Here is a 26,746-nt window from a genome sequence, read left to right as displayed (position 1 = left end):
TCCTTCGTCGCAAACGCACGCATCGCGAATACGTGACCTCCATGGCATGGCGAAGGCCCCGGTCCTCAATCGGACCGGGGCCTTCGTTGTGGTGCAGTCAGGCGCTCAGAGGCGTCAGACCTGCTTCCTGCCAGTCGCAGCGCCGTAGCCCACGATGAGCAGGGCTGCCACGACGATGCCGGCGAGGAACGGGATGATCTTGAACCCGCCGTTGTCGTTGCTGTAGCCGAGCTGGTAGACGATCCACGATCCGATGAGCGATCCGAGGATGCCCAGGATGATCGTCACGACGAGCGAGATGCTCTGCTTGCCCGGAAGGACGAGGCGAGCAAGGGCTCCGATGATGGCACCGACGATGATGGCGACGATGATGGTGGAGATCACGGCAACCGTCCTTTCTGGCCCTGTTGGGCGAGAGGGTGATCATCGTGTTGATGACCTTGACGCTTTGACCATATGGCACATGAGAGCCCGATCGGGCGTAGCGCGTCGCCCTAATTTGGCTCGGCCGGCGTTGTATCCCGGCAGGTCAACGCCGGTTTTGTGGAAGGCGCGCGCCGTGGTACATGCGGTCGGCCCGCCGCCCTCCTCGGGTCAGATCTGGCCGAAGCCGACCTTGCTCTTCTCGGTCTCGCCGACCTGTACCCAGCCGAGGGCCCGGCCGGGAACGAGGAGCTCGCGGCCCTTGGTGTCGGTGAGGCGCAGCACCCCGCCCTCGCTGAGGGCGGCGTCGATGGCCTTGGACACCTCCTCGGGCGAGGCGTCGGTCTCGAGTGCGATCTCGCGTGCGACGTTCTGCACGCCGATGTTGACCTCCACGGTCAGTTCCCTTCCGTTCGTGGTGGCCGTCCGGCAGGGGCCGACGACCTGTTCACGAGAGGCTAACCCTGAGCGGCGTCGGATCGTTCCCCGCCCGCCTTGGGCAGGGAGCCGATGCCTCGCCACACCAGCGCCGTGACGAGCGCGCTCGCGTCCTCGCGGCTGAGGTCCGACTCGGCGGCCAGCCAGTGGCGCGCGGTGATCTGGGACATCCCCGAGAGGCCGGAGGCGAGCAGCATGGCGTGGTCGTCGGGGATGCCGGCGTCGTGGGCGATGACGTCGGCGATCGCCTCCGCGCACGCGAGCTCGAGGCCGTCGAGGCGGGAGCGCACCTGCGGCACGCTCGTGAGGTCGGACTCGAAGATCATCCGGAAGGCGGCACCCTCGCGCGAGACGAAGTCGAAGTAGGCGCTGATCGTCGCCCGCACCCGGTCCTCGTTGTCCTCGGCCGGCGCGGCCATGGCTTCACGCACGAGTCCCTCGAGGGTGTCGCAGTGCTCGTCGAGGAGGGCCAGGTAGAGCTCCAGCTTGCCGGGGAAGTGCTGGTAGAGCACCGGCTTGGAGACCCCGGCGTGCTCGGCGATGTCGTCCATCGCCGCGGCGTGGTAGCCGCGCTCCACGAAGACCGACTGGGCCGCCACCAGGAGCTGGGCCCGGCGCTCGGATCGGGGCATGCGCTGTCCGCGGTGGGCGCTCGTGTCCATGGGGGTCCTGTCCGTGCTTCGCAGTCGATGTGGTGCGCGTCATCGTACGGAACGCGAAGGTGCGTGTGTGGGCGCCGACGTATCGTGAGCGGGTGGACGCGGTGGGCAGGACAAGCGGGCGTATGCCGCTCGCACCGGTCGGCGAGGAGCTCTCGCCCTCCGAGCGGACCCGTTTTGCGCGGCACGTCATCCTTCCGGGGATCGGTGACTCGGGACAGCGTCGCCTGCGGGCGGCCCGCGTCCTCGTGGTCGGCGCCGGGGGCCTCGGCTCACCGATCCTCCTGTACCTCGCCGCTGCCGGGGTGGGCCACCTCACCGTCGTCGACGACGACACCGTCGACTCGACGAACCTGCAGCGGCAGGTGGTGCACGGTGTGGCCGACGTGGGCCGGCCCAAGGTCGAGTCAGCGGTCGCGGCCCTCGCGGGACTCGCGCCGGATGCCACGGTGGTGCCGGTGGCTGAGCGCCTCACGGCCGACAACATCCTCGACCTCGTCGCGGACCACGACGTCGTCGTCGACGGCGCCGACAACTTCCCGACGCGCTACCTCGTCGGTGACGCCTGCTCCCGTCTCGGGGTCCCGCACGTGTGGGGCTCGGTCTTCCAGCACGACGCCCAGGTGAGCGTCTGGTGGGCGGGCGAGGGTCCGTGCTACCGCTGCGTCTTCCCCAACCCCCCGCCACCGGGAGCCGTGCCGTCCTGCTCCACCGGAGGCGTGCTGGGTGCCAGCGTCGGTGCCGTCGGGTCCGTCATGGCCGAGGAGGTCGTCAAGCTCCTTGTCGGCGCGGGTGAGCCACTCGTCGGGCGACTGCTGCTGCACGACGCGTGGCGCCAGCAGTGGAGCACGATCGCCGTCGCGGCCGACCCCGACTGCCCTGTGTGCGGTGACACCGCAGACCCGAGGCGCCCGCTCGGGATCGAGGACGAGGCGGTGTCCACCGCGGAATCCGGCTCTGCCGCAGGCGATCCGGCGTTGCCGTCCATCACGGCGACGGCTCTCGCCTCGAGGCTGCTCGAGCGCGAGGCCGGCCGCGACGACTTCGTCCTCGTGGACGTGCGCGAGCCGGGGGAGCGTGAGGTCGTCACCATCCCGGGGGCGCTGCCCATCCCGCTCGCACTGCTGCGCAGCGGCGAGCGTGACGTGCTCGCAGACTCTGCGGACGGCATACCGGTGCTTGTGCACTGCAAGAGCGGAGCTCGCTCGGCGGAGGCAGTCCGCCTGTTGCGCGAGCGTGGTCTCGACGCGGTCGACGTGACCGGGGGCGTATTGGCGTGGGTGCAGGACGTCGACCCCAGCCTGCCGACCTACTGACCGAGGTGGTCCGCAGACCGGTGTCGGTCGGCCGTGATGGGATCGGGACGTGCTGACCCTGAGGCGAGCCGTGACGGACGAGACCGAGGTGCCGGTCCTCGACGCCGTGCAGCAGTCGGTCGTCGACTGGCGCGGCGGCGGGGTGCTGCGCGTCCTCGGTGCGCCGGGCACGGGCAAGTCCACGGTCGCGGTCGAGCTCGTCGCCGCACAGGTCGCTGAGGGGGCCTCTCCCGACCAGTGCCTGCTCCTCGCGTCGTCGAGACGCAGTGCCGCCCGGCTGCGCGACCAGGTGACCGCACGCGTCGGCGGCACCTCGACCGAGCCGCTGGCCCGCACCTTCCCCTCCTTCGGGTTCGGGGTGCTGCGAGCCGCGGCGGCCCTCGCGGGGGAGCCACCGCCACGCCTGCTCAGCGGTCCCGAGCAGGACGTCGTGCTCCGTGAGCTCCTCGCCGGCCACGCCTCGGGCGAGAGCGTCGGGCCTCGCTGGCCCGAGCGCGTCCGGCTCGCGCTGCCGACCCGGGCGTTCCGGGCCGAGCTGCGTGACCTGCTCATGCGCGCCGTCGAGCTCGGTCTCGACCCGGACGACCTCGGGGAGCTGGGCGCCCTGCACGGGCGCGAGGAGTGGGTGGCCGGCGCCGAGCTGTTGCGCGAGTACGACGAGGTCACCGCCCTGCTGACGCCCGGTGCGTTCGACCCGGCGTGGATCCTCGGGGCCGCGGCGAGCGCGCTCGCGGGGGACGAGGACCTTGCCAGCGCCCTCACGTCGTCCTTGCGTCTCGTGGTGGTCGACGATGCCCAGGAGATGACGCCAGCCGCGTTGCGCCTGCTCCAGGTCCTGAGGCAGGTCGCACCGGCGGCCGGCGTGGTGCTGGTCGGTGATCCCGACAGCGCCACCCAGACCTTCCGCGGCGGCGACCCGGCCCTGCTCGCCCGCGAGTGGGCCGTCCTCGGGGACGGACCGACCGTCATCCTGCCGCGCAGCCACCGCCTGCCCGAGCGGTTGCGCGAGGTGAGCGCTGCGGTCGCGGGTCACGTCGGCGTGCTGGGCGACGCGACCCACCGCAGGGCGCAGGCCTGCGGCGACGGTGGCTCGGCGCAGGTGCACCTGCTGAGGTCCGCCAGCCAGGAGGCCGGGTTCATCGCGTCGCGGCTGCGGGCGGCGCACCTGCTCGACGACGTGCCGTGGTCCGACATGGCGGTCATCGTGCGCGGCCAGTCGCGCAGTGCGGCCCTGCGCCGGGCGCTGCAGTCCTCGGGCGTGCCCGTCAGCGCCGCCGAGGCAGAGCTGCCCGTGCGCGACGAGCCGGCCGTCAAGCCGCTCCTGACACTGCTGCAGGCGGTGGCCGACCTCGCGCTGGGCCGCACCGAGGAGATCCCGGTCGAGGTGGCGCTGGACGTCCTCGTCTCACCCCTGGGGGCGGCAGACCCGGTCGAGCTGCGACGGCTTCGCCGGGCGCTGCGCCGTGACGAGCTCGATGCGGGAGGCTCACGCACGAGTGATGAGCTCCTCGCCGAGGTGCTGCTGCGTCCGGCCGTCCACGACCGGCTCGGTCTCGAGGGCAGGTCGGTGCAGCGCATCGGCCGGATGATCCGGGCAGGTGTCGAGGCCTGCGGCATCGCTGACGGAGCTCGCTGGGCACCCGGGGCGACTGCCGAGGGGATCCTCTGGGCCATGTGGGACGCCTCTGGTCTGGCGACGCAGTGGCGCGAGACGGCACTGGCCGGGGGAGCGGCTGGTGCTCGTGCCGACCGGGACCTCGACGCCGTCCTCGCCGTCCTGCGTGCCGCCGCGACCCATGGTGAACGGCTGCCCGGTTCGTCGCCCGAGACCTTCCTCCACCACGTCCTGGGGCAGGACGTGCCCGGTGACACCCTGGCCGCCCGGGCCCCGGCCGGCGAGGCGGTCTCGCTCCTCACGCCGCAGTCCGCGGCGGGGCGGCAGTGGCCGCTCGTCATCGTCGCGGGCGTCCAGGAGGGCAGCTGGCCCGACCTGCGCCTGCGTGGGTCCCTCCTGGGTTCGCAGGACCTCGTCGACGTGGTCCGCGGCCGTGAGGGTGGCCACCGTGCCGCGCTCGCCGCGGTGCGCCACGACGAGACCCGCCTCTTCCTCGTCGCCGTGTCCCGGGCGACCCGCTCGCTGCTGGTCACTGCGGTGCGCAGCGAGGACGAGCAGCCCTCTCCCTACCTCGATGTGGTCGACCCACTGCCCGACGGCGCGGACCACCGCGAGGTGAGCGACTGGGCCCGGCCCGTGACGCTTCCGGCCCTCGTGGGCGCCCTGCGTCGTGACGTCGTGTCCGACGACACCCGGCGCAGGGGCGGTGCCATCACCGGGTTGGCACGGCTCGCGCGCGCAGGGGTGCCGGGCGCGGACCCGGCCTCGTGGTGGGTGCTCCACGGCCTCTCGGACGACCGGCCCCGTCGCGGCCCGGACGACACCGTGCGCGTGGGTCCCTCCTCCATCGACGGGTTCTCCGCGTGCCAGCTCAAGTGGGCGCTCACCAAGGCCGGTGGTGAGGGGCCGATGATCGGACAGCGAGACATCGGCACGCTCATCCACGAGATCGCGGCCGAGGGCGACGCCGACGCCGCCACGATGCGTGCCACCCTCGACGAGCGCTGGCCGCGCCTGGGACTCCCGTCGGGATGGCCGACCGACGCCAAGCGACGCGAGGCCGAGCGCATGGTCGACCGCCTCGCCCGCTTCTTGGACGAGAACACCGCAGCGGGGTGGCAGCGCCTCGCGGCCGAGTCGCGGATGAGGATCGAGCTCGGGCGGGTCGTGCTCAGCGGCTCGGTCGACCGCCTGGACGTCGGGCCCGACGGTGCCGTGCGCGTCATCGACTACAAGACCGGGTCGAGCAAGCCAAGGGCGGCCGATGTGCCCCGGCACGGCCAGCTCGGTGCCTACCAGCTGGCGGTGCTGGAGGATGGTTTCGAGGACGTCGACGTGCCACAGGCGTCCTCGGGCGCGGCGCTGCTGCACCTCGGCAAGGCCGCAGGCAAGGGCACGACGATGCAGGTCCAGGAGCCGCTCGACCGCGACGAGGACCCCCAGTGGGCCCGCACGCTGGTCGTCGAGACCGGGGAGCTCATGGGCGGTTCCACCTTCGTGGCCACGCCCAGCGACGACGTGTGCCGGACGTGCCCGGTGCGCAGCTGCTGCCCGGCCCAGCCCGAGGGGAGGGCGCTGTGAGCGCTGCACGCTCGCTGGACAGCGTGGGCGCGGCTGTATCCGGACTGCCCGACGTGCGGTGGTCGGCCGCTGCCGTCGCCGAGGCGATCGGTCTGCCGCACCGGCCCACGCCCGAGCAGACGGCGGTCATCGAGGCACCTCTGCGGCCGTTGCTCGTCATTGCGGGTGCGGGGTCGGGCAAGACCGAGACGATGGCGGCCAGGGTCGTCTGGCTGGTGGCCAACGGGTTCGTCGAGCCCGAGGACGTCCTCGGCCTGACCTTCACCCGCAAGGCGGCCACCGAGCTGTCCGACCGCATCGGCAACCGTCTGGCGCAGCTGCGGCGGGTGGGTCTGTGGACTCCTCAGGAGGTCGACGGCGCTCCCTCGCTGGGGGCTGCCGTGAGCGTGTCGACCTACCACTCGTATGCCGGACGGCTCGTTCGTGAGCACGGCCTGCGGCTCGGCTACGAGTCCGACGCCCGTCTGCTGTCCGAGGCCGCCGCCTGGCAGACCGCGCACGAGGCGGTCGTGCGCTACGACGGTCCCATGGAGGAGGTCGACAAGGCCGAGAGCACCGTGACCGCTGCGGTCGTGGACCTCGCGGGCGAGATGGCGGAGCACCTGCAGACGCCGCAGGACGTCGCAGCGCACCTTGACTCGGTGATCGAGCACCTGGAGCAGCTCGAGCGCGGCGAGACCAGGAGGAAGGTCAACCCCGCCGCAGCAGAGCTGACCAACCTCCGCCTGCGCCGCGCAGTGCTGCCCATCGTCGACAGCTACGCCCGACTCAAGCGCAGCCGGGACGCCATGGACTTCGCCGACCAGATGGCGCTCGCCGCCAGGCTCGCGATGACGTTCGACGACATCGGTGCCATCGAGCGTGCCCGCCACCGCGTGGTCCTGCTCGACGAGTTCCAGGACACGTCCGAGGCGCAGCTCGCCCTGCTCAAGGCGCTCTACGTCGCCCCCGGCGAGACGTCTGCGGTCACCGCCGTCGGGGACCCCCACCAGTCCATCTACGGGTGGCGCGGGGCCAGCGCCACGACGCTCACGAGGTTCGCCGAGGAGTTCGGGGACCCGGAGCCGGCGGCAAAGCTCGACCTCTCGACGAGCTGGCGCAACGACAGCGGGATCCTCGACGTCGCCAACCACCTCGCGCAGCCCCTGCGCGCGGCCTCCCGGGTCACGGTCGAGCCGCTCATGCCCCGTCCCGGAGCCGGCGCCGGAGTCGTCGACGTGGCCCGGCTGGCCACCGCTGCAGACGAGGCCGGCCACATCGCCCGATGGCTCGCCGGCCACCGGGCGCGAGGCGGGGTGAGCGCCGCGGTCCTGTGCCGCAAGCGGGCGGAGTTCGCCACGGTGACAGCGGCGCTCGAGGAGCACGACATCCCCCACGAGGTCGTCGGGCTCGGGGGGCTGCTGCTCACGCCCGAGGTCGAGGACGTCGTCGCGCTGCTGCACGTCGTGCAGGACCCGTCGAGGGGTGACCACCTGGTCCGGATCCTTTCCGGACCGATGATGCGGCTCGGCATCGCCGACCTCGACGCCCTGGCCGCCTGGTCGCGCGTGCAGCAGAGGCTGCGCGGCGGCTCACTCGCGCGGCACGAGAAGGACCTCGCGCCCGATGCCGCAGACTCCCCGAGCATCGTCGAGGCCCTCGACTCCCTGCCGCCTCGCGGTTGGGTCGGCGACGAGGGAGAGCGGCTCTCGGACATCGCCCACGACCGGTTGGCGGGCCTGGCGTCGGCCGTGCGACGGCTGCGCGGCCTGACCTTCCTGCCCCTGCCCGACCTCGTGCTCGAGGCCGAGAAGGCCCTCGGCCTCGACATCGAGGTGCTGTCGCGTCCCGAGTACACGCCCGCAGCGGCGCGAGCGCACCTCGACGCCTTCGGTGACGTGGCAGCCCAGTTCTCGCTCAGTGCCGACCGAGCGACGCTCGGCGGCTTCCTCGACTGGGTCAAGGCCGCGATCGACGAGGAGCGCGGACTCGACCGCGGCTATGCCGACGCGACGGTCGACGCGGTGCAGGTGATGACCATCCATGCGGCCAAGGGCCTGGAGTGGGACGTGGTGGCGGTGCCCGCGCTGGTCGAGAGCACCTTCCCGGCCCACAACCTCCACTCGCCGAGCTTCAAGGAGGGGCAGTGGCGCATCTCGGCGCCCAAGGACAAGGGCTGGCTCGCGGGCCTTCAGGACGGCGGCCTGCCCTACGAGCTGCGCGGTGACCGTGACGGGTTGCCCGAGCTCGGCTGGCGCAGCGCAGCGGGGTGGGACGACCTCGCGGGTCGGCTCGAGGAGTTCGCCGTGGCCGGCGGGGTGCACGGGATCGCCGAGGAGCGCCGCCTCGCCTACGTGGCGGCGACGCGAGCCCGCCACGCGCTGCTCCTGACCGCAAGCGTGTGGAGCCGGCCCAAGACCCCGCGCGTGAGCTCGCGCTTCCTCGACGAGGTGGTGGCGCTCGCGGGTCGTGAGGGCTCCAGGGTGCGGGTCGGCCCGTGGGAGGAGCTGCCGGTGCCGCCCGAGGACGGGTCGCCAGTGGTCAAGCCGGGCACCGAGGACGGCCAGGAGTTCACCTGGCCCGTGGACCACCTCGCCCACCGCCGGGTGCGGGCCGAGGCAGCCGCCCGCGCCGTGAGCGACGCCGTCTCCGCCACCGTCGCGCCGGGCCACGACATGGTCGAGGACGCCGCCTCGGGCCCGGTGCCGGGCGGGGCTGACGGGGCCGCTGTGACCGGCCCGTGGGCCCGGGAGCTCGACGTGCTCCTTGCCGAGCGCGCCTCCCGCCAGTCGCGCCACGACGAGGTCGTGGAGCTGCCGTCACACCTGTCGACGTCGGCCCTCGTGTCCTTCGCGAGCGACCCCGAGCGCTTCGCTGCCGAGCTGCGGCGTCCCATGCCCTCGGCGCCGGCCCAAGCGGCGCGCCGGGGCACGGCCTTCCACGCCTGGGTCGAGGAGCACTATGCCCGGGCTGCGATCGTCGACCTCTTCGACCTGCCAGGCAGTGCGGACGAGGACCCCATGGCCGACGAGGAGCTGCCGGCCATGAGGGAGAGGTTCCTCGCCAGTCCGTGGGCGGCTCGGGTTCCCATCGAGATCGAGACCGCCCTCGAGACCGTCGTCGGCGGGGTGGCCATCCGCGGCCGGATCGACGCGGTGTTCGCCGATGTCGAGGACGTCGAATGGGTCATCGTCGACTGGAAGACGGGACGCCGTCCCTCGGGCGAGACCGCCCGCACCCGCGCGCTCCAGCTCGCGGCCTACCGGATTGCGTGGGCGCGCCTGCGTGGGGTCGACCCCGCGCGGGTACGCGGCGCCTTCTACTACGCCGGCAGCGGCGAGACGGTCTGGCCTGACTTGGCGGACGAGTCGGAGATCAGCGGTCTTCTCGCGAGTGTTCCCCTGGCGTGACGTCGGGCTCCGGTCCCGCTTCGTCCTCGAGCGTGACCTCGGTGCTGCCGGAGGCGGAGCCCAACGGTCTGGGGGACCACGCGACCTCGTCGTCGTGCGAGGCGTCCTCGGCAACCGAGTCGGCCGAGTCGGCCTGACCAGGAGCCGCGTCCTCGGTGTGCTCGTCCTCGTCCGCCCCGGAGCTGGCTTCGTCTGCCTTCTCGGCGACGTGGGATCCCCCCCGGTTGGCCTCGGCGACGTGGGATCCGCCCTGGTCCGCTTCGGGCGCAGGGGCGTCGCTGCCGTCCTCGTCTTCGGTGTCGTCGTCCTCCAGGTCGAGCCCGAGGCGGGAGAGCGCCACGTCCGGCGTGGGCTCTGCCGGTCCGATGGGCGCCGGCTCGAACTCGACGTCCTCCTCGTCGTCGTCCTCGTCCGCGATCTCGGGCGGGGGAACGGCGCGACTGCGCAGCGCCACCGGCGTGAGCGAGGTGCGCCGGTAGTCATCGGACGCGTCCTCGGCGTGAACTTCCTCGTCGAGGCGGCGAAGCCGGGTCGAGAGCCCTTCGACCGCCAGCTCGTCCCCCCGCGTGTCGGCCCGCATGAGCTCGGCGAGCACGGTCAGCTCCGCCACGAGCCGGGCGCGCACCAGGAGGTTGGGGTCCGGTCGTTCGACGCGTGCGTGCGCATAGGCCTCGAGGACGGTCTCGAGCGTCGCCGGGTCGGCCTGCTCGACGAGGGCTGCGAAGTCGTCGGCCGGGTCGGCCACCTTGGCGTCCTCCCACCCTGTGATGCCCCGGATCCGACCGGTCGACGCGTCCGAGTCGTCCTCGAAGACCGCCAGCACCTGGTCACCGGTGAGGTCGCCGTGGGTGGGTGTGGGTGCAAACCTCCACAGCGCCACATCCTCCAGCGCGTGCTCCCACCGGGCCAGCAGGGCGGTGGGAACCCGACCGGACTCCGCCGCACGGTCGAGCTCGGCGAGGCGTCGGGTCCGGTAGGAGTCGGTGTCGTAGCTCGGCATCCCGGCCTCGTCGAACAGGCGCGGGTCGGTGTTGTGCAGGGCACCCAGGGCCCGGCCGAGCTCGGCCGCCGGCCCGGCACCGGCCGGCATCTCCTCGAAGTCGAGGTTGTGGCCGGGCAGGTACGGATAGATCATCGCGCGGCTGCCGTCCTTGAGCTGCACGAAGCCGCGCGGTGCCGGCACGCTGAACGGCAGGCGCCGGGCCAAGAGCTGGAGCAGCGGGACCGTGAGGTCCATGCGGGCGGTCGCAGCCTCGCTGCGCGGAGCCCGCACCACCCAGCGGCGGTGCTCGCTGTCCTGGACGAAGGCGACGTCGAAGTCCTGCTCGGGCACGCTGGGGAGCGCCTCGACGCTCACCGGGTCCAGCCCGGGAACGCCAGCGCTGGCCACGGCCGCAAGGAAGGTCGGAGTGCGTTCCACCCGCTCACCGTATGCCGTGCGGCCCTCTAGGGTGGTGAACGTGGCGCCTGCACCAGCGAGTCTCTCCTCCCTTGCCCTCTCCGATGGCCCTCTCGACCGCCACAGCGAGCGCCGTGCCGATCCAGGACTCGTCGACGCACTGCTCGACGACCCGGCGACCCGCGTTCTGGAGCTGGTCGGCGGCAAAGCCGAGGTGGAGGAGAACGGCGACGATGGCGGCGTCAGGCTGCGCTACCGCGCGCCGGTGACCCTCGACCGCGACCGCTTCGTCGCCTATCTGGGCCAGGATGCACGCACGGGCGGCACGGCATACGTGCTGTCCGTCGTGCCGGAGAGCACAGCGGAAGCCGACGACCCTCCACGGAGCGGTCTGCGCTCGGTCGGCGCGCGCCTGAATGCCCTCGACGCCGGCGTGCTGACCACGGCGACCGGTCTGGCCAACTGGCACGCGCGCCACGGCTTCTGTCCGCTGTGCGGCCATGCGACCGAGCCGGCGCAGGCGGGCTGGACCCGGCTCTGCCCGGCCGACGGGAGCGAGCACTACCCGCGCACCGACCCCGCCGTGATCATGTCGGTCATCGACGAGCAGGACCGGATCCTGCTGGCGCGCGGTGTCGGTTTTGCCCCCGGCGGAATGTCGGTCCTCGCAGGCTTCGTGGAGCCGGGCGAGAGCCTGTCGGGGGCGGTGGCGCGCGAGGTGCACGAGGAGGTCGGCCTCACCGTCACCGACGTCACCTACCTGGGCGACCAGCCCTGGCCGTTCCCCTCGTCGTTGATGATCGGCTTCACGGCGCGGGCGACGTCCACGGAGCTCAGGCTGCAGACCTCCGAGATCGAGGCGGCGCGCTGGTTCACTCGCGATGAGCTCACCCGCTCCGTGGCCGACGGGTCCCTGCGGGTCTCCCAACGGATCTCCATCGCGCGCCGGCTCATCGAGCACTGGTACGGCGAGGAGATCGACGTCCCGGACGCGCCGCTGCGGGGGTGACCGTCAGGCGCTGAGGCGCGCCTTGACCTCCGCGAGAGAGGGGTTGGTGGCGGCCGACCCGTCGGGGAAGACCACGGTGGGCACCGTCTGGTTGCCCCCGTTGACCTGCATCACGAAGGCGGCGGCGTCCTCGTCGCGCTCGATGTCCACGATCTCGACGGCGATGCCCTCGCGGTCGAGCTGGGACTTCAGGCGCCGGCAGTAGCCGCACCAGGTCGTCGAGTACATCGTGACGGTGCCGGAGGCGGGGTTCTCGCTGCTCATGACGCTCCTGTGGACGGGTGGGAGTGGGTGGTCCTACCTGCAACCTAGGATCGCATCGATGTCTTCCATGCCCGCGCACCCGTCCGCCGACGCCGTCCTCGACGGCCTCGACCCCGAGCAGCGCGAGGTCGCGGCGAACCCGTCGGGCCCGATGGTCGTGCTCGCGGGGGCCGGCACCGGCAAGACCCGGGCCATCACCCACCGCATCGCGTATGCCGTGCTGTCCGGTGCGCAGCAGCCGCAGCGCACGCTTGCCGTCACCTTCACTGCCCGGGCCGCGGGTGAGATGCGCACGCGCCTGCGTGACCTCGGGGTCGGCGGCGTCCAGGCACGGACATTCCACGCCGCTGCGCTGCGGCAGCTGCACTACTTCTGGCCCCAGGCCATCGGGGGCGCCGCACCCGAGGTCATGCCGCACAAGGCTGGTGCGGTCGCCGAGGCCGCGGGTCGGCTGCGCATGCGGTTCGACCGCACCGGCATCCGTGACCTCTCCGCCGAGGTCGAGTGGGCCAAGGTCAACATGCTCACGTCCGAGACCTATGCCGGCGCCGCACGCGCCACGGCCCGCGAGGCGCCGGGCCTGGACCTCACGGCGATGTCGCGGGTCATCTCCTCCTACGAGGAGGTCAAGGCGGAGCGCGGGGTCATCGACTTCGAGGACGTCCTCCTCGTCCTCGTCGGCATCCTCGAGGAGAACGACACGGTGGCCCGGGCTGTGCGCGAGCAGTACCGCAGCTTCGTCGTCGACGAGTACCAGGACGTCAACGCCCTCCAACAGCGTCTGCTCGACCTCTGGCTCGCCGACCGGCAGGACATCTGCGTCGTCGGCGACCCCGCCCAGACCATCTACTCGTTCACCGGCGCATCGCCCGCCCACCTGCTCGGGTTCCGGTCCCGCCACCCCAAGGCCCGGCAGGTCGAGCTCGTGCGCAACTACCGGTCGACCCCCGAGATCGTCGGACTGGCCAACCTCGTGCTCCGGTCTCCCGGTGGCGGGCGGCGCAGCGGCTCTGTGGTCCTCGAGGCCCAGCGGGGGAGCGGACCGGCGCCGGTCCTGCTCAACCATCCTGACGACCCCAGCGAGGCAGCTGCCGTGGCGGCCCAGATCGGTGAGCTCCTCGGCGCGGGCACGCCGCCCGCGGACGTCGCTGTCCTGTTCCGCACCAACGGTCAGTCCGAGGCCGTGGAGTCGGCCCTCGCCGACGCCGGCATCCCCTACCTCGTGCGCGGGGGCGAGAGGTTCTTCCAGCGCAAGGAGGTGCGTGAGGCGATCGTCCTCATGCGAGGAGCCGCGCGCTCCGACGACGGTTCGGTCCCGCTGCCCGACCTCGTGCGCGACGTCCTGCTCGGAGCGGGATGGAGCCGTGACGCACCGAGCGCCGGGGGAGCCGCACGCGAGCGGTGGGAGTCCCTCGCCTCCCTCGCTGCGCTGGCCGACGACCTCGTGGCGGCCGACGCCGAAGCGCGGATGGCGGCCTTCGTGCGCGAGCTCGACGAACGCATGGCCTCCCAGCACGCTCCCTCGGTCCAGGGGGTCACGCTCGCCTCGCTCCACGCAGCCAAGGGCCTCGAGTGGGGGACCGTCTTCCTCATCGGTGCCTCCGACGGCTACCTGCCCATCTCCATGGCGGACACGCCCGAGGCGATCGAGGAGGAGCGTCGCCTGCTCTACGTCGGTGTCACACGGGCGCGCGACCGGCTCGTGGTGTCGTGGTCGGGAGCTCGTACACCCGGCGCTCGCGCCACCCGTCGCCCGTCCCGCTTCCTCGACGGCACGGCCAGCATCCTCGGCGACGGGGCACGGTCCGTGCCGAAGCGTGCCTCGCGGGTCGGGGGAGGAGGCAGGCCTCCCAAGGCACCACGCCGGAGCACGTGCCGCACGTGTGGCGCGGACCTCGCCACGGCCGCGGAGCGCACGGTCGGCCGCTGCTCCACATGTCCGGCGACCTACGACGAGGCGCTGTTCGAGCGCCTGCGCGAGTGGCGGCTGTCCACCTCGCGTGCCGCGAGCGTGCCGGCCTTCGTGGTCTTCACCGACGCGACCCTGACGGCGATCGCCGAGCAGGCGCCAACCGACGTCGCGGGACTGTCGGCGATCAGTGGGGTCGGGCAGCGCAAGCTGGACCTCTACGGAGCCGAGGTCCTCGCCTTGTTGGGTGATGGCGCACCCGGCTCCACGGACCCATCCGAAAAGAATTAATTACGCCGAGGACCGTTCTGCCACAGGCGAACTCGACACCTGAGGTCTTATCGCACGAAATTCCGTCGTTAATTCCGTTGCACGCGATCTCAGCGGTCCCCTAACCTGATCAGACACAGCACGGCAACCCGCCGTGTCACGACGTCACCGAAGCAGCGAGGAGGGTTGGCCGCATGGACATCATGAAGAGCATCGCGACGGGTTCCACCGTCCCGTTCCGCACGCTTGAGCGTCAGGGTGCACTGCCGATCCTCGCCGCCACTGCCTCGGTTCAGGGGACCACTGTGCCCGCTGCCGGCCAGACGGCTGTTGCCGTCCTCGGTGCCGACCGTCGCATCGATGGTGCCTTCGACCCCACCACGGGTGACCGCTCCGCCTCCTTCCTGGCGTCGCCGCTGTAGTCACAGCAGCGACTGGCCTCGAGGCCGCGGAACCCACCCGGGATCCGCGGCCTTTTTGGTTTGTCCGTCGATCCACAGACACCACAGATCCAACCGATCGAAGTACACAACCCCGCCCCGACCGGGCGGAGAAGGAGGTGACACTCATGCAGCTGACCAACCTCATCGACGCACAGGAGTGCACTGCCGAGCTCGGTGACGCCGTGCCCTGTCGCGAGAACGACGCTGAGATCTGGTTCGCCGACACCCCTGCAGGTGTCGAGTTCGCCAAGACCCTCTGCGGCACCTGCCCGATCAGGAGCGCCTGCCTCGCGGGCGCCCTCGACCGCCAGGAGCCCTGGGGAGTCTGGGGCGGCGAGCTCTTCGAGCAGGGCGTCGTGATCCCCCGCAAGCGACCCCGCGGTCGCCCGCGCAAGGACACGGTCGCGGCATGACCCTGTCCGTGCCCACCCGCACGACTTGACCACATGACCACCCACCTGGATCCCTGGAGGAACCATGTACCGCAGACGAAGGCAACAGCTTCGTCGCATGCTGCACGAGCGCAACGTCCACGAGACGCAACGCAAGGCGCAGCTGCACCTCGAGCGAGAGCGACTGCTCGCCGAGGCCCGCATGATCGTGCGATGAGCCATGGAGTCGGCGCCGCCCCTGAACGTTGGGGGCGGCGTCGTTCCCTGTCCGGACGCCTCCACACGCAACGGACGGACCTAGGCTGAGCCTCATGGCCACCCAGATCCGTATCGCCCAGGACGAGTCCGCCGACGAGGTGCTGAGCAACGACCCGTTCGCGCTGCTGACCGGGATGCTCCTCGACCAGCAGTTCCCGATGGAGCGCGCCTTCGCGGGGCCGGCCAAGGTGCTCGAGCGCTTCGGCACCCTCGACGTGGCCGCCATCGCCGCGGCCGAACCCGAGGGCTTCGCCGACCTGTGCGCGACTCCGCCGGCGGTCCACCGCTACGGCCGCGCGATGGCTGGGCGCATCCAGGCGCTTGCCACCGTCGTGCGGGACGAGTACGACGGTGACGCGAGCCGCATCTGGTCCGACGCGCCGACCGGGGCCGAGCTCTTCGCTCGGGTCAAGAAGCTCCCGGGCTTCGGGGAGCAGAAGGCCAAGATCTTCGTCGCGCTGCTCGCCAAGCAGCTGGGGGTGCGCCCTGACGGCTGGGACAGGGCTGCGGGGGACTACGCAGAGGCGGGCAGCTTCCGGTCGGTGGCCGACGTCGTGGATCCCGAGTCCCTGCAGAAGGTGCGCGACTTCAAGAAGGCGGCCAAGGCTGCGGCCAAGGCCACGCAGGGCTGAGACCTGGACGGTCGCGCCGGGCGCGCAGGGCGCAGGACGCCCGGCCGGGCGCGCCGCCGGGCGCGCCGCCACACGGCCGGCGCACGACTGTGCCGACCGGCATACCCGCTGGAAGGCCAGGCGGTCGGCTCAGCTCGGTGGGGGAACGGCGTCCTCGTCGATCCCGGGCACGTGCGCGAAGACGAGCTCGCGCATCGGCACGGTTCCCCCGATCTGGCAGAGGACGCCGATGCTGCCCAGCCACACCCGGTGGATGAGCAGGTAGTCCGGGGGAAGGTTGAAGCGCAGCCCCACGAGGAACTCGTCGCGGCGGGGGTCCTGGATCGTTGCTGAGACCGAGCGCAGCCAGCTGCGGCTGAACGTGAAGCTCTCTCGCTGGAGCGGCTCGACGAAGGTGCTCAGGTAGCGCAGGAGTGCGCCGTCGGACACCTCGACACCTGGTCGGATGAAACCGGCCCGGCGCAGCGCGGCGCCCAACCCGGCGGCGTCGGCGGCGAGGGTGCGCGTGATGATCTCGCCCATGTCCGAGGGCATCCCGTCCGGGAGCCGGTTCACGGCACCGAAGTCGAGGACGCCGAGGCGTCCGTCGTCGGTGATGCGGAAGTTGCCGGGGTGAGGGTCGGCGTGGAGCAGGCGCGCGCGGTTGGGTCCGCGCAGGAGGAACTCCAGATAGAGGCTCGCCGCTTGGTCGCGCTCGGCGGGCGTGCCGTCGGCGATGACCTGTGACAGGGGGCGCCCGTCCACCCACTCCGACACGATGACCTGACCGGAGTGGGCGAGCACGTCGGGGACGAGGACGTCGTCGTCGCCGCGGAACGCCTTGGCGAATGCCCGCTGGTTCGTCGCCTCGAGGTCGTAGTCGAGCTCCTCGCTCATCCGGTCCCGGACCTCCTCGAGGATCGGGCCCATCGCGATGCCGGGGATCCAGGCGCCCGCGAGCCGGGCGACCCGGGAGAGCTGGGTGATGTCGGAGAGCAGGGCGGCGCCCGCGCCGGGGTACTGCACCTTGACCGCGACCTCGCGACCGTCGCGCCACACCGCCCGGTGCACCTGGCCGATGGAGGCAGCAGCGACCGGCAGGTCCTCGAAGGACTGGAACTTGGCCGTGCGCCACCGCGGGCCGAGCTGCTCGGCGAGGATCGCGTGCACCCGCTCGACCGCCATGGGCGGAGCGGCCTCCTGGAGCTTGGTCAGCGTGGCGCGGTAGGGGCCCGCGAGCTCCTCCGGCATGGCGGCCTCCATCACCGAGAGCGCCTGGCCGAACTTCATGGCCCCGCCCTTGAGCTCGCCGAGCACGGCGAAGAGCTGCTCTGCGGTGCGGGTCTGGAGCTCTGCCGCGATGGCTTCGGCCGGAGCGCCACCGACTCGGCGTCCCAGGCCGACGGCGGCGCGGCCGGCATGGCCCAGGGGCAGGCCGACGAGCTTGGCCGTTCGGGTCAGGGACCTTCGGGGGATGTCGCTCACCCGGCCATTGTCCCCTGACTGCCAAGGGGCCACGCAGCGGTTCCCCGCGGAGCGCAGTCCGAGCACATCGGGTGCCGGCCCCAGTGGCGGTGGGTGACGCTGGGTCCTTCGACCTCGAGCTCGGTGGAGACCCCACCCAGCCCGGTGGCGCCGGTGAGGGCGGCGAGGATGACGCTGGCCGTGACGGCGGCCGTGAGCACTCCCAGGCCGCCGGCCGGCAGCGCCACCGGGTCGAGGGCGAAGTGACCGGACGCCGGCGCGCCGACGGCGTCGAGGTCACGCGTGGTGAGGGCATGGCAGCGCCAGCACGAGCCCAGGCCGGGGATGATGAGCGGCCCCACGACCGAGGACTCGCCGTCACACGTCACGGGCAGGTGGGCGATCCCGGCACGGTGCCACGGCGCGGTCGCCTCCACCGTGACCGTGTGGTGGGCGACGAGGACCACCGCAGCCGGACGCTCGAGCGGGTTGAGTCCCAGGAGCGCCTCCGCGGCGTCAGCCGCGAACGGGCCTCCGTGGACGGGCACCGGTGCGGCGAGGCGCAGCTGACGGCAGATCTCCTCGGGGAGGCCGCCGCGCCCGTCCACGACGATTGCCCGCTGGACCATGGTTGCCTCCCGAGACGTGTGGTCCCGTCAATCTGGCACAACGCGGCCGCGGCCCCAGCCGGTCATCCACAGGCTCCGACCCTGCAGGACGTTCCCGCGGGACACGGCAGCGGCCCCCGGAGAACCGGGGGCCGCTGGGAACGAGAGGGTGGGGCGCTCAGGCCTTGCCGAGGATGCGGTTGAGGTTGGTGCCGCACGCGGGGCACTTGCCCTTGGCCATGCGCCGGCCGTTGTCGGAGACGACGACGTTGCCCTCGGCCTCGCGCTTCTCCTTGCACTTCACGCAGTAGAACTCGCCCTTGTAGGTCTCGTCAGCCATTGCAACTCCTTGGTCGTGGTGCCGCGGTGCGCGGCGATGACTCTTTCACCCTAGACGCGCGAGCACGGATTCGTGCTCAGCCACGCGTGCCCCGGCCCAGCAGCGAGGGCCGCTTCCGCGTCACATCCGCCCCTTGCGCACCACCTGCCCCGGAAGTCACTCGGACGGCTGCGTCTCCATCGCCTGAAACCCCCGGCGTATGCCGTCCGCCCGTGTGAGCGTGTGCCTCCTGTGCGTGGGCTACGCCGATTGTCCGCACTCTGGCCTACCGTGGGAAGCGTGAGCACCGAGGACGTCGAGGTCCGACGCAGCCCGCGGCGCCGCCGCACGGTCAGTGCGCGACGCGAGGGTGACCGTGTCGTCGTGCTCATCCCTGCGTCCATGTCACGCTCGGAGGAGCGGGTCTGGGTGGCTCGCATGCTCGACAAGCTCAAGGCCGGCGAGCGGCGCAGGCGTCCCAGCGACACCGACCTCCTGACCCGCGCGAGCGAGCTGTCCGAGCGCTACCTCGGTGGGCACGCGCGCCCGCGAAGCATCCGGTGGGTCTCCAACCAGCGCTCACGATGGGGCAGCTGCACGCCGGCCGACGGTTCGATCCGGCTCTCCGACCGCCTGCAGGGGATGCCGGGATACGTCGTCGACTACGTCATCCTGCACGAGCTCGCACACCTGCTCGTCGCGGGCCACAATCGCGACTTCTGGACGCTGCTGCGGTCCTACCCCAGGCTCGAGCGCGCGCGAGGCTTCCTCGATGGTGTCGCCCTGGCCAAGGGGCTGGACATCGCCGACGACGCCGACGAGGACACCAGCGTCGACGACGCGAGCGTCGAGGACGCCACCGCCTGAGCCGAACCAGCGCTCACAGACCGAGGGTCGCCGTGGCCGCTGCGACCAGGGCCGAGATCTCGGCCCGCGTCCCCTCGGGGAGTCCGTCCGTCGGCCACCAGGCGACGTCGAGCGACTCCACGCTCGTCGTCGGCGCGATGCCGGGATCGACGAGCGCGGCGTAGCGCACATCGAGGTGTTCACGACACCGGCCGAAGCTCCCGCTGAGGGTGTGTCGGTCCAGCTGCACGATGACCGGTTCGGGTGTCACCGAAGCGATCCCGGACTCCTCGCGACCCTCTCGGGCCGCGGCGGCATACAGGCTCGTGTCACCGGCCTCGAGGTGACCGCCGAACTGGAACCACTGCTGTGCGCGCCGATGGTGGGTGAGCAGCACGCTGGCACCGTCGGGGCTCATCACAAGGCAGCTCGCGGTGAGGTGCGCCGGCGGGCCGGCTTTCGCCACCGCGTCGGGATGGCGCTCGAGATGGTCCAGGTATGCCGTCCGCAACCGGTCCTGCCCGGCGTCGGGAGCGCTCCACCCCCCCAGAGTGGCGCACGCCTGCGTGTGCAGGTGGGCGAAGGCCCGCACTACCTCCTGGTCGGGCGTCACGCTCCCGAGGGCTCGTCGTCGCCGCCGTCACCGCTGAGGAAGGCATCGAGCTCAGCATCGAAGTCGTCGCGTCCGGCGGCAGCGGCCTGCTGGCGCTCGACGTAGCCCAGGGGGTCGTCGAGGTCACCGGCGGCAGGTGCCATGTCCGGGTGGGCCCAGGCCCCGTCACGCGCAGCCGAGCCACCGGAGGACTCGAGGGCAGCGAAGAGGTTGGCGGCATCGCGCAGGCGACGAGGACGCAGCTCCAGTCCGACGAGGGCAGCAAACGTCTTCTCGGCAGGACCGCCACTGGCACGGCGTCGCCGCACGGCCTCGCCGAGCGCGTTCGCCTGGGGGAGGTGCGGCCCCACGGCGGCGGCGGTCACGACGTCGACCCAGCCCTCGATGAGGGCGAGCAGGGTCTCGAGACGGCTGAGCGCGGCCTTCTGGTTGGCGGACTGCTGCGGGGCGAAGAGGCGACCGGCAAGAGCCTGCTGCATCGCCTCGGCGTCGGTCGGGTCGATCGAGCGCAGCCCCTCCTCGATCGCGTCCGTGTCGATCGTCGTGTCGCGTGCGTAGTCCTGCACGGCGGAGAGCAGCTGGGGTGCCAGCCACGGCACGGCGTGGAAGAGGCGGGTCCGGGCGCTCTCGCGCACGGCCAGGTGGAGCCGGGTCTGCGGCTCGTCGATCTCGAGCCCCTGCGCGAAGAGCGCGATCGCGTCGGGCATGAGGACGACGTCGGGCGCCGGCACCAGGGGGAGCGACACCTCGCCTCCGGTGAGGATCTCGCCGGCCAGGGCACCGACTGCCTGGCCGAGCTGGACCGAGAACATCGAGCCCTGCATGCGCCTCAGCATCGGCGCCATCTCGCCCATCATGGCGGCCGGGTTGGTGCCGGGCGGCACGAGGCCCTCCGGCAGCCCGGCTTCGCCGAGACTGCCGAGCTGCTTGGTCAGGGCGTTGCCCATGGCGTCACCGACGCCGACGGCGATGGGGTCGACGAGCTCGCACCACACGGGCACGGTCGCCTCAACCCACTCGGAGCGGCTCCATGCCCGCCCGACGAGGCCGGAGTGGTCGAGGTCGGTCACCGCATCGAGCCACAGGTTCGCCACGTCGACTGCCTGACGTGCGTCGTTGGCGGTCGCGGCACCTACAGAGGGGTCGCCCTGTGCCGCAACGGTTTTGCGCGCAATGTCCGTGGCGACCGTGGCGTCGACCGCTCCGGACTCGTCGGCACCGGCAAACATGGCCTGCACCTGGCCGGCGACCATCTGCAACATCTGAGGGTCCACCTGGTCCAGGCCCATGCCGCGCATCATCTCGAGCATCTGCGGATCGAGCTCCCGGCCGCCGGTGAGGCCCCTGAGCACCTCCTCCAGGCCCGGTGGGAGCCCCGAGTCCTCGGGCTCGTCGGGCAGGTCGTGCGAATCTGTCACTGCGGGGCTCCTGGGGCGACGGTGAGAAGATGTGGTCTCATCAGTACCCAACCACGGATGACCCGGGGATAGTTCCGAGGAGGAACGTGTGGAGAACGACGAGACGGGCGCCGGCGCAGTGCCGGGCACGGTGGCCCTCGCGCAGATCCGTGAGGACCCCCTCTCGGTCGACGAGGTCCTCGCGGCCGTCCAGGACCCGACCTGCGGTGGCATCACCCTCTTCGTCGGAGTCGTGCGGGACCACGACCGGGGCCAGGGCGTCGACGCCTTGGACTACTCCGTGCACCCGACCGCGCAGACCCGCCTGCACGAGGTGGCGACCCTCGTGGCGGAGCGCTCCGGTGCCGTCCGCCTCGCGGCTCTTCACCGCAGCGGCCACCTGGCGGTCGGTGACGTGGCCGTGGTGGTCGCGGCCTCCGCGCCCCACCGGGGGGCTGCGTTCGCCGCGTGCCGAGACCTCATCGACACCCTCAAGGCCGAGGTCCCGATCTGGAAGCAGCAGCACCTCGGCGATGGCGCCACCGAATGGGTGGGTATGCCGTGACCTCGTTCGATCCCTCTGCTCACGGGAGCGGAAGGATGGAACCTCGTGCCCCGCACGACCTCGCCGCGCCTCAACCCGGCCCCTACGCCGTGAGCCGGCGCAGCTCCTTCCTCGTCATCGGCCTCTTCGTGGTCATCGCCCTGGGGGTGGGTCTGTCCTTCGTCTCCCTGCCCTATGTCGTGCTGTCGCCCGGTCCGATCACCAACACCTTGGGCCAGCTGGACGGCAAGCCGATCGTGGAGATCAAGGGGGAGCGCACCTATCCGGCCAAGGGAGCGCTCGACTTCACCACGGTCCGTGTCGACGGTGGCCCGGGTGTGCGGGTCGACATCTTCGACCTCGTGACCGCGGCGGTGCGTGACGATGAAGAGGTCTTCACGCGCGAGGAGATCTATCCCCAGAAGGCGACTCGCGAGGAGGTCCAGCAGGAGAACACCGCCGAGATGGTCAACTCGCAGGAGGTCGCTGCAGCGATCGCCCTGCGCGAGACCGGGCACGTCGTGCCCGAGCGCGTCACGGTCTCGCGGGTGCCGGACGGCTCTCCCGCCAAGGGTGTCCTCGAGCCGGGCGACGAGTTCGTCTCGGTCGCGGGCCAGCGCACCCCGGATGCCGCAGCAGTGCAGGCCGCCGTGCGCTCGCAGAAGCCGGGCAGCACGGTCCCGGTCGTCGTCAAGCGCGACGGCGTGGACACGTCGGTCTCGGTGACGACCCGCGACAACCGCGGAACCACGGTCATCGGCGTCCTGCTCGGGCGGAACTACGACCTCCCGGTCGACGTCACCATCGACTCCGGTGGGGTCGGGGGTCCCTCTGCCGGCACGATGTTCACCCTCGCGGTCTACGACCTCCTCACTCCCGGGGACCTCACGGCGGGCAAGCGCATTGCCGGGACGGGAACGATGGAGCCCGACGAGTCCGTGGGTCCCATCGGTGGCATCCGGCAGAAGCTCCACGGAGCCCGTGACGGTGGAGCGGACTACTTCCTGGCGCCCACCGACAACTGCGACGAGGTCAAGGGGCACGTCCCCGACGGCCTCACGGTGGTGAGGATCGGCAGCTTCAACGACGCCCTCGGCGCCGTCAAGGCGATCGCCGCCGACAAGGCCGACACTCTCCCGGGCTGCTGACCTCCCACTGACCCAGTGACTGCCCGTGTGCCAGTGGGTGGTCGGGGCCCGGTCCAACTGGCCGAACGGGCAATCAGTCGGTGAACGTGGCCCGCAGGGCGGCCACCAGGCCGGGGGCGATGTCGCTCCCCGTGGCGACCCGGTCGTCGCGGTCGTGCTCGCGCTGGCGGAGCAGGCAGATGCTGCGACCGTCGCGGGTCACTGCGGCGAGCAGCCTGACATCCCGTCGACCGGGGTGCTCGGCGAGCGCCGTCAGAGCCGCCTCGCGGTCGGCCGGCAGGTCGCGCTCCGCCTCGGGCGGGACGACGAGGCGCTCCACGACGATGGCGCAGCCCTCGACGCTGTCGGGCCACGCGATCTGCCCCAGCAACGACTCGATCGAGTCCGTCTCGGGCAGCTCCTCCTGCTCGACCGCGGTGAGGGCGCCGGCGATCTGGTCGGACACCGTCAGTCCGGCTGCGAGGTGCGGCTCTCGCCGCAGGAGGTCCTCCGTCGGCACCAGGGCAAAGAGGCGGGGACCCTGGTCCCAGCCCGACGATGCGACGTGGCGCTCGGTGTCGAGAGCGGCGAGGGCGAGTGGGTCGGTCACGGGCTGGGCGGCTGAATTCACGAGGCCATCGTGCCGCACTCAGGTGGCCGGGATAGGTTGACCTCCAGCCCGGGCGCGGCCCGGGGAAGTACGGACGTGGAGTCAGCGACAAGTGAGCCGGCCAGAGTGGTTCGACGGGATCGACCCCGACGACGCAGACAAGGGGACCGGCTCGACCGGGCCCAGCGACTCGGGGCGCCCACCTCGTCCCGGCGGCCCAGGGGCCGGAGCGGCAGGGTTCGGCGGTCGGGTGCGTCCAGGTGGAGTGGGCACGCCCCCCAAGAGGGGACCCCTCGGGACGACCCTGGCCATTCTCGCCGGGCTCGTCATCATCGCCCTCATGATCTCCGGCATCCTCACGGACCTGTGGTGGTTCGAGTCCGTCGGGTTCCGTGGCGTCTTCCTCACAGAGCTGGGCACCCGTGTGCTCCTCTTCGTCGCAGCCTTCATCGTCACGGCCGGTGCCGTCGGGGCCAGTCTCGTCATCGCCTTCCGCAACAGGCCGCTGCGCATCATGCCCTCGCCCTCGGCGCAGGTCCTCGACCAGTACCGCCAGGTCCTGGACCCCCTCCGCCGCCTGGCCACGATCGTCGTTCCCTCGGTCCTCGGGCTCCTCGCCGGCGCCGCAGCCATGGGAGCGTGGCGCACGTTCCTGCTGTGGCGCAACGCCGTCCCCTTCGGGACCAAGGACCCCCAGTTCAAGCTCGACGTCGGCTTCTTCGTCTTCACGCTGCCGTGGCTGCACTTCCTCGTCAGCTTCTTCACCGTCGTGCTGCTGCTCGCGCTCATCGCGGCGGCGTTCACGCACTACGTCTACGGAGGCCTGCAGCTGCCGGGCCGGGGCACAACGACCCGGGCGGCCTTCATCCAGATCGCGACGATCGCCTCGCTCCTCGCCCTGGTGCGGGCGGCTGCCTACTGGCTGGGTCGCTACAGCCTGACCACCCATGACTCCAAGCTCATCACCGGCATCACCTACACCGATGCCAACGCCGTGCTGCCCATCAAGGCCATTCTCGCCGTGGCGACGGTGATGTGTGCCGGCTTCTTCATCGCCTCGATCTGGACCCGCAGCTGGCGCCTGCCGCTCATCGGTGTCGGGCTGCTCACGGTGCTCTCCGTCGTCGCCGGCGGCATCTATCCAGCCGCGGTGCAGTCGCTCAAGGTCAGTCCGTCAGAGAAGTCGCTCGAGTCCAAGTACATCCAGCGCAACATCAACGCCACCCGGGCTGCCTTCGCCATCGACGGCATCGAGAAGACCCCTTACGCCGCCACCACCGATGCGGAGCCAGGCCAGCTACGGGCCGACGCCGAGACCATCCCGGGTGTCCGGCTCGTCGACCCCAATGTGGTCTCTCCGACGTTCCGCCAGTTCGAGGGTCTGCGTCAGTACTACGCGTTCCCCGACATCCTCGACGTCGACCGCTACACCGTCGACGGCAAGAAGAGCGACTCGATCGTGGCCGTGCGCGAGCTCAACCTCGACGGTGTCCCTGCGGACCAGCGCAACTGGCTCAACGACCACACTGTCTACACGCACGGGTTCGGTTTCATCGGTGCCTACGGCAACCGTCGAACGAGTGAAGGTGACCCGCAGTTCTTCTCGAGCGGCTTCTCGACCAAGGGCCCGGCGGGAGCCGAGTACGACCCCCGGATCTACTTCGGCGAGCAGTCACCGACCTACTCGATCGTGGGTGCCCCCAAGGGCGCCAAGCCGCTGGAGTTCGACTTCCCTGACGACAAGGGCGGAGGCGGCCAGACCAACAACACCTTCGACGGCAACGGGGGAGTCAAGATCGGCTCCTTCATCCGCAAGGTGGCTTATGCGATCAAGTACCGCGAGCCGAAGTTCCTCCTGTCGAATGCCGTCAACTCGGACTCCCGGATCCTCGACCACCGGATGCCCCGTGAGCGCGTCGAGCGGGTCGCACCGTGGCTGACCGTCGACGGCAACGCCTACCCGGCGGTGGTCGACGGGCGGGTGAAGTGGATCGTCGACGGCTACACCACCACCGCGCGCTACCCCAACAGCCGTCTCACCGATCTCAGCACCGCGACGGCCGACTCCGTGAGCGAGACCTCGCGGGTTGTGGTCACCGGGGCGGGACAGGTCAACTACATCCGCAACTCGGTCAAGGCCACCGTCGATGCGGCCGACGGCTCGGTCAAGCTGTATGGCTGGGACACCAACGACCCCATCCTCAAGGCGTGGGGCAAGGCCTTCCCGGGCTCGGTGTCCCCGTTGTCGGAGATGTCCTCGCAGCTCATGTCGCACGTGCGCTACCCGCAGGACCTGTTCAAGGTCCAGCGCCAGCTGCTGGCGAGCTATCACGTCACCGACGCGAACTCGTTCTATGGCGGTGGTGACTTCTGGCAGGTTCCCAAGGACCCGACGCATGCCACCCAGGACCAGCCGGTCTACTACCAGTCGCTCGCGATGCCGGACCAGACGAGCCCGGCGTTCTCATTGACGACGACGTTCATCCCCAAGGGTTCTGGCCGTGAGATCCTGCGTGGCTTCCTGGCGGTGGATGCTGACGCCGGCTCGACCGCAGGCAAGCCCGCTGGCAGCTACGGCTCGATGCGGCTGCTCGAGCTGCCACGCAACTCGGCCGTTGACGGGCCCGGTCAGGTACAGAACCAGATCGAGGTCTCGACGGCGCGCTCCCAGAGCCCCACCGAACCGCTCAACCTCAGCCAGTTCATCGCGCAGAACCGTCAGTCGGGCAAGCAGCTGACCTACGGCAACCTGCTGACCCTGCCCGTGGGTGAGGGACTGCTCTATGTGCAGCCCATGTACGTCCAGGCATCCCGTGAGGGTGGGTCGTTCCCGCAGAACAAGGCCACCGTCGCGGTCTTCGGCAAGAAGATCGCGTGGGGAGAGACTCTCGACCAGGCGCTCGACGGCCTCTTCGGCGGCAACTCCGGTGCAGATGCCGGAGACAGCGGAACCGTTCCGGAGGTCACGACACCTCCGGGCACGGGTACCGGGACGCCCACGACGGCTCCGAGCGCACAGCTGGCCGAGGTCATCCGGGACATCGAGGCCGCCAACGCAGCGGGTCAGGCCGCACTCAAGAAGGGCGACTTCGCGGCATACGGAGCAGCGCAGAAGGACCTGCAGGACGCCATCGCACGGGCGGCGGAGCTCTCTCCGCAGCTCACGATCGCACCCAAGCCGAGCAGTTCGGCAAGCCCGACGTCGACGCCGACGCCGAGTCCCTGACGGCGAAGCGCCCCGT

At 71.3% G+C, this 26,746-nt stretch carries 23 protein-coding genes; 12 read left to right on the top strand and 11 right to left on the bottom strand.

Annotated features, from left to right (window positions below; all coding sequences use genetic code 11):
- Nucleotides 1–114 precede the first annotated feature (114 nt).
- The 3 genes from ASG74_RS06380 to ASG74_RS06370 all read right to left on the bottom strand — a co-directional run bounded on the left by ASG74_RS06380 (nucleotide 115) and on the right by ASG74_RS06370 (nucleotide 1,523).
- Nucleotides 115–384, bottom strand: coding sequence for a GlsB/YeaQ/YmgE family stress response membrane protein (locus ASG74_RS06380; protein WP_056140382.1), 270 nt, complete (start codon nucleotides 382–384; stop codon nucleotides 115–117).
- A 210-nt stretch (nucleotides 385–594) separates the two neighbouring features.
- The gene (locus tag ASG74_RS06375; RefSeq protein ID WP_056140379.1) at nucleotides 595–819 is read right to left on the bottom strand and encodes a DUF3107 domain-containing protein; all 225 of its coding nucleotides are present in this window, start codon (nucleotides 817–819) and stop codon (nucleotides 595–597) included.
- Between the two features lie 62 nt (nucleotides 820–881).
- Complete coding sequence (locus ASG74_RS06370) at nucleotides 882–1,523, bottom strand: TetR/AcrR family transcriptional regulator (RefSeq protein ID WP_200942541.1); 642 nt, start codon at nucleotides 1,521–1,523, stop codon at nucleotides 882–884.
- A gap of 122 nt (nucleotides 1,524–1,645) precedes the next feature.
- Between ASG74_RS06370 and ASG74_RS06365 the strand changes: the two genes are divergently transcribed.
- The 3 genes from ASG74_RS06365 to ASG74_RS06355 are packed head-to-tail and all read left to right on the top strand — an operon-like array spanning nucleotide 1,646 to nucleotide 9,421.
- A complete protein-coding gene (locus ASG74_RS06365; protein ID WP_056140373.1) occupies nucleotides 1,646–2,836 on the top strand; it encodes a ThiF family adenylyltransferase in 1,191 nt (396 codons plus the stop codon).
- Nucleotides 2,837–2,885: 49 nt separating this feature from the next.
- A complete protein-coding gene (locus ASG74_RS17820) occupies nucleotides 2,886–6,032 on the top strand; it encodes an ATP-dependent helicase (protein ID WP_156465306.1) in 3,147 nt (1,048 codons plus the stop codon).
- Nucleotides 6,029–9,421, top strand: coding sequence for an ATP-dependent helicase (locus ASG74_RS06355; RefSeq protein ID WP_235498843.1), 3,393 nt, complete (start codon nucleotides 6,029–6,031; stop codon nucleotides 9,419–9,421). Before ASG74_RS17820 ends, ASG74_RS06355 begins: the two co-directional genes overlap by 4 nt.
- Here the strand turns inward: ASG74_RS06355 and ASG74_RS06350 are convergent.
- Nucleotides 9,387–10,841, bottom strand: coding sequence for a macrolide 2'-phosphotransferase (locus ASG74_RS06350; protein ID WP_082569564.1), 1,455 nt, complete (start codon nucleotides 10,839–10,841; stop codon nucleotides 9,387–9,389). The two genes, ASG74_RS06355 and ASG74_RS06350, sit on opposite strands and share 35 nt — an antisense overlap.
- Before the next feature lie 40 nt (nucleotides 10,842–10,881).
- Between ASG74_RS06350 and nudC the strand changes: the two genes are divergently transcribed.
- Nucleotides 10,882–11,829 (top strand): NAD(+) diphosphatase, encoded by a 948-nt coding sequence (gene nudC / locus ASG74_RS06345; protein ID WP_056140370.1) that lies wholly within the window; start codon nucleotides 10,882–10,884, stop codon nucleotides 11,827–11,829.
- 3 nt (nucleotides 11,830–11,832) lie between these two features.
- Here the strand turns inward: nudC and ASG74_RS06340 are convergent, their stop codons facing one another.
- Nucleotides 11,833–12,093, bottom strand: coding sequence for a mycoredoxin (locus ASG74_RS06340; protein ID WP_056140365.1), 261 nt, complete (start codon nucleotides 12,091–12,093; stop codon nucleotides 11,833–11,835).
- A gap of 58 nt (nucleotides 12,094–12,151) precedes the next feature.
- Between ASG74_RS06340 and ASG74_RS06335 the strand changes: the two genes are divergently transcribed.
- The 4 genes from ASG74_RS06335 (at nucleotide 12,152) to ASG74_RS06320 (ending at nucleotide 15,997) form a co-directional block, all read left to right on the top strand.
- On the top strand, nucleotides 12,152–14,293 hold the full coding sequence (locus ASG74_RS06335) for an ATP-dependent DNA helicase UvrD2 (RefSeq protein WP_056140362.1): 2,142 nt from the start codon (nucleotides 12,152–12,154) through the stop codon (nucleotides 14,291–14,293).
- 173 nt (nucleotides 14,294–14,466) lie between these two features.
- On the top strand, nucleotides 14,467–14,694 hold the full coding sequence (locus tag ASG74_RS06330) for a hypothetical protein (RefSeq protein WP_056140358.1): 228 nt from the start codon (nucleotides 14,467–14,469) through the stop codon (nucleotides 14,692–14,694).
- Nucleotides 14,695–14,840: 146 nt separating this feature from the next.
- Nucleotides 14,841–15,128, top strand: coding sequence for a WhiB family transcriptional regulator (locus ASG74_RS06325; RefSeq protein WP_056140355.1), 288 nt, complete (start codon nucleotides 14,841–14,843; stop codon nucleotides 15,126–15,128).
- A 290-nt stretch (nucleotides 15,129–15,418) separates the two neighbouring features.
- Nucleotides 15,419–15,997 (top strand): HhH-GPD-type base excision DNA repair protein, encoded by a 579-nt coding sequence (locus tag ASG74_RS06320; protein WP_056140353.1) that lies wholly within the window; start codon nucleotides 15,419–15,421, stop codon nucleotides 15,995–15,997.
- 129 nt (nucleotides 15,998–16,126) lie between these two features.
- On the opposite strand, the gene ASG74_RS06315 is transcribed toward ASG74_RS06320, so the two are convergent.
- The 3 genes from ASG74_RS06315 to ASG74_RS17420 form a co-directional block, all read right to left on the bottom strand.
- Complete coding sequence (locus tag ASG74_RS06315; RefSeq protein ID WP_056140350.1) at nucleotides 16,127–17,461, bottom strand: ABC1 kinase family protein; 1,335 nt, start codon at nucleotides 17,459–17,461, stop codon at nucleotides 16,127–16,129.
- The gene (locus tag ASG74_RS06310; protein ID WP_056140348.1) at nucleotides 17,458–18,069 is read right to left on the bottom strand and encodes a hypothetical protein; all 612 of its coding nucleotides are present in this window, start codon (nucleotides 18,067–18,069) and stop codon (nucleotides 17,458–17,460) included. The genes ASG74_RS06315 and ASG74_RS06310 overlap by 4 nt, the downstream gene beginning before the upstream one ends.
- 157 nt (nucleotides 18,070–18,226) lie before the next feature.
- Nucleotides 18,227–18,388 carry a DUF5679 domain-containing protein gene (locus tag ASG74_RS17420; RefSeq protein ID WP_200942540.1) on the bottom strand — a complete coding sequence of 54 codons (162 nt, stop codon included), beginning with the start codon at nucleotides 18,386–18,388 and terminating at the stop codon, nucleotides 18,227–18,229.
- 279 nt (nucleotides 18,389–18,667) lie between these two features.
- Between ASG74_RS17420 and ASG74_RS06305 the strand changes: the two genes are divergently transcribed.
- Entirely contained in the window at nucleotides 18,668–19,234 is a 567-nt protein-coding gene (locus ASG74_RS06305; protein ID WP_056140345.1) for a M48 metallopeptidase family protein, read from the top strand.
- Between the two features lie 13 nt (nucleotides 19,235–19,247).
- Here ASG74_RS06305 and ASG74_RS06300 read toward each other — a convergent pair whose 3' ends face one another.
- Nucleotides 19,248–19,826 (bottom strand): NUDIX hydrolase, encoded by a 579-nt coding sequence (locus ASG74_RS06300; protein WP_156465305.1) that lies wholly within the window; start codon nucleotides 19,824–19,826, stop codon nucleotides 19,248–19,250.
- Entirely contained in the window at nucleotides 19,823–21,244 is a 1,422-nt protein-coding gene (locus tag ASG74_RS06295) for a zinc-dependent metalloprotease (RefSeq protein WP_056140342.1), read from the bottom strand. The genes ASG74_RS06300 and ASG74_RS06295 overlap by 4 nt, the downstream gene beginning before the upstream one ends.
- Nucleotides 21,245–21,332: 88 nt before the next feature.
- Here ASG74_RS06295 and ASG74_RS06290 point away from each other — a divergent pair, with 88 nt between their 5' ends.
- Together ASG74_RS06290 and ASG74_RS06285 are read left to right on the top strand one after the other, a co-directional pair.
- Nucleotides 21,333–21,788, top strand: a complete 456-nt coding sequence (locus ASG74_RS06290; RefSeq protein WP_082569561.1) for a molybdenum cofactor biosynthesis protein MoaE — start codon at nucleotides 21,333–21,335, stop codon at nucleotides 21,786–21,788.
- Between the two features lie 35 nt (nucleotides 21,789–21,823).
- Nucleotides 21,824–22,915 (top strand): YlbL family protein, encoded by a 1,092-nt coding sequence (locus ASG74_RS06285; RefSeq protein WP_156465304.1) that lies wholly within the window; start codon nucleotides 21,824–21,826, stop codon nucleotides 22,913–22,915.
- Between the two features lie 73 nt (nucleotides 22,916–22,988).
- Here the strand turns inward: ASG74_RS06285 and ASG74_RS06280 are convergent, their stop codons facing one another.
- Entirely contained in the window at nucleotides 22,989–23,525 is a 537-nt protein-coding gene (locus tag ASG74_RS06280; protein ID WP_056140336.1) for a PPA1309 family protein, read from the bottom strand.
- A 91-nt stretch (nucleotides 23,526–23,616) separates the two neighbouring features.
- On the opposite strand from ASG74_RS06280, the gene ASG74_RS06275 reads away from it, so the two are divergent.
- Complete coding sequence (locus tag ASG74_RS06275) at nucleotides 23,617–26,730, top strand: UPF0182 family membrane protein (protein WP_056140333.1); 3,114 nt, start codon at nucleotides 23,617–23,619, stop codon at nucleotides 26,728–26,730.
- Nucleotides 26,731–26,746 lie beyond the last annotated feature (16 nt).

Origin of the sequence: Knoellia sp. Soil729, assembly GCF_001427985.1 — a bacterium.
GTDB lineage: Bacteria > Actinomycetota > Actinomycetes > Actinomycetales > Dermatophilaceae > Knoellia.
The sequence above is the reverse complement of the archived record's forward strand: the minus strand, read 5'-3'. Positions and strand labels throughout refer to the sequence as shown.

Bases quoted from the DNA above. Each gene is read 5' to 3' on its own strand.
- ASG74_RS06370 (WP_200942541.1), bottom strand. From the start codon at position 1,523: ATGGACACGAGCGCCCACCGCGGACAGCGCATGCCCCGATCCGAGCGC.
- ASG74_RS06365 (WP_056140373.1), top strand. From the start codon at position 1,646: ATGCCGCTCGCACCGGTCGGCGAGGAGCTCTCGCCCTCCGAGCGGACC.
- ASG74_RS06340 (WP_056140365.1), bottom strand. From the start codon at position 12,093: ATGAGCAGCGAGAACCCCGCCTCCGGCACCGTCACGATGTACTCGACG.
- ASG74_RS06335 (WP_056140362.1), top strand. From the start codon at position 12,152: ATGTCTTCCATGCCCGCGCACCCGTCCGCCGACGCCGTCCTCGACGGC.
- ASG74_RS06330 (WP_056140358.1), top strand. From the start codon at position 14,467: ATGGACATCATGAAGAGCATCGCGACGGGTTCCACCGTCCCGTTCCGC.
- ASG74_RS06325 (WP_056140355.1), top strand. From the start codon at position 14,841: ATGCAGCTGACCAACCTCATCGACGCACAGGAGTGCACTGCCGAGCTC.
- ASG74_RS06320 (WP_056140353.1), top strand. From the start codon at position 15,419: ATGGCCACCCAGATCCGTATCGCCCAGGACGAGTCCGCCGACGAGGTG.
- ASG74_RS06310 (WP_056140348.1), bottom strand. From the start codon at position 18,069: ATGGTCCAGCGGGCAATCGTCGTGGACGGGCGCGGCGGCCTCCCCGAG.
- ASG74_RS17420 (WP_200942540.1), bottom strand. From the start codon at position 18,388: ATGGCTGACGAGACCTACAAGGGCGAGTTCTACTGCGTGAAGTGCAAG.
- ASG74_RS06285 (WP_156465304.1), top strand. From the start codon at position 21,824: ATGGAACCTCGTGCCCCGCACGACCTCGCCGCGCCTCAACCCGGCCCC.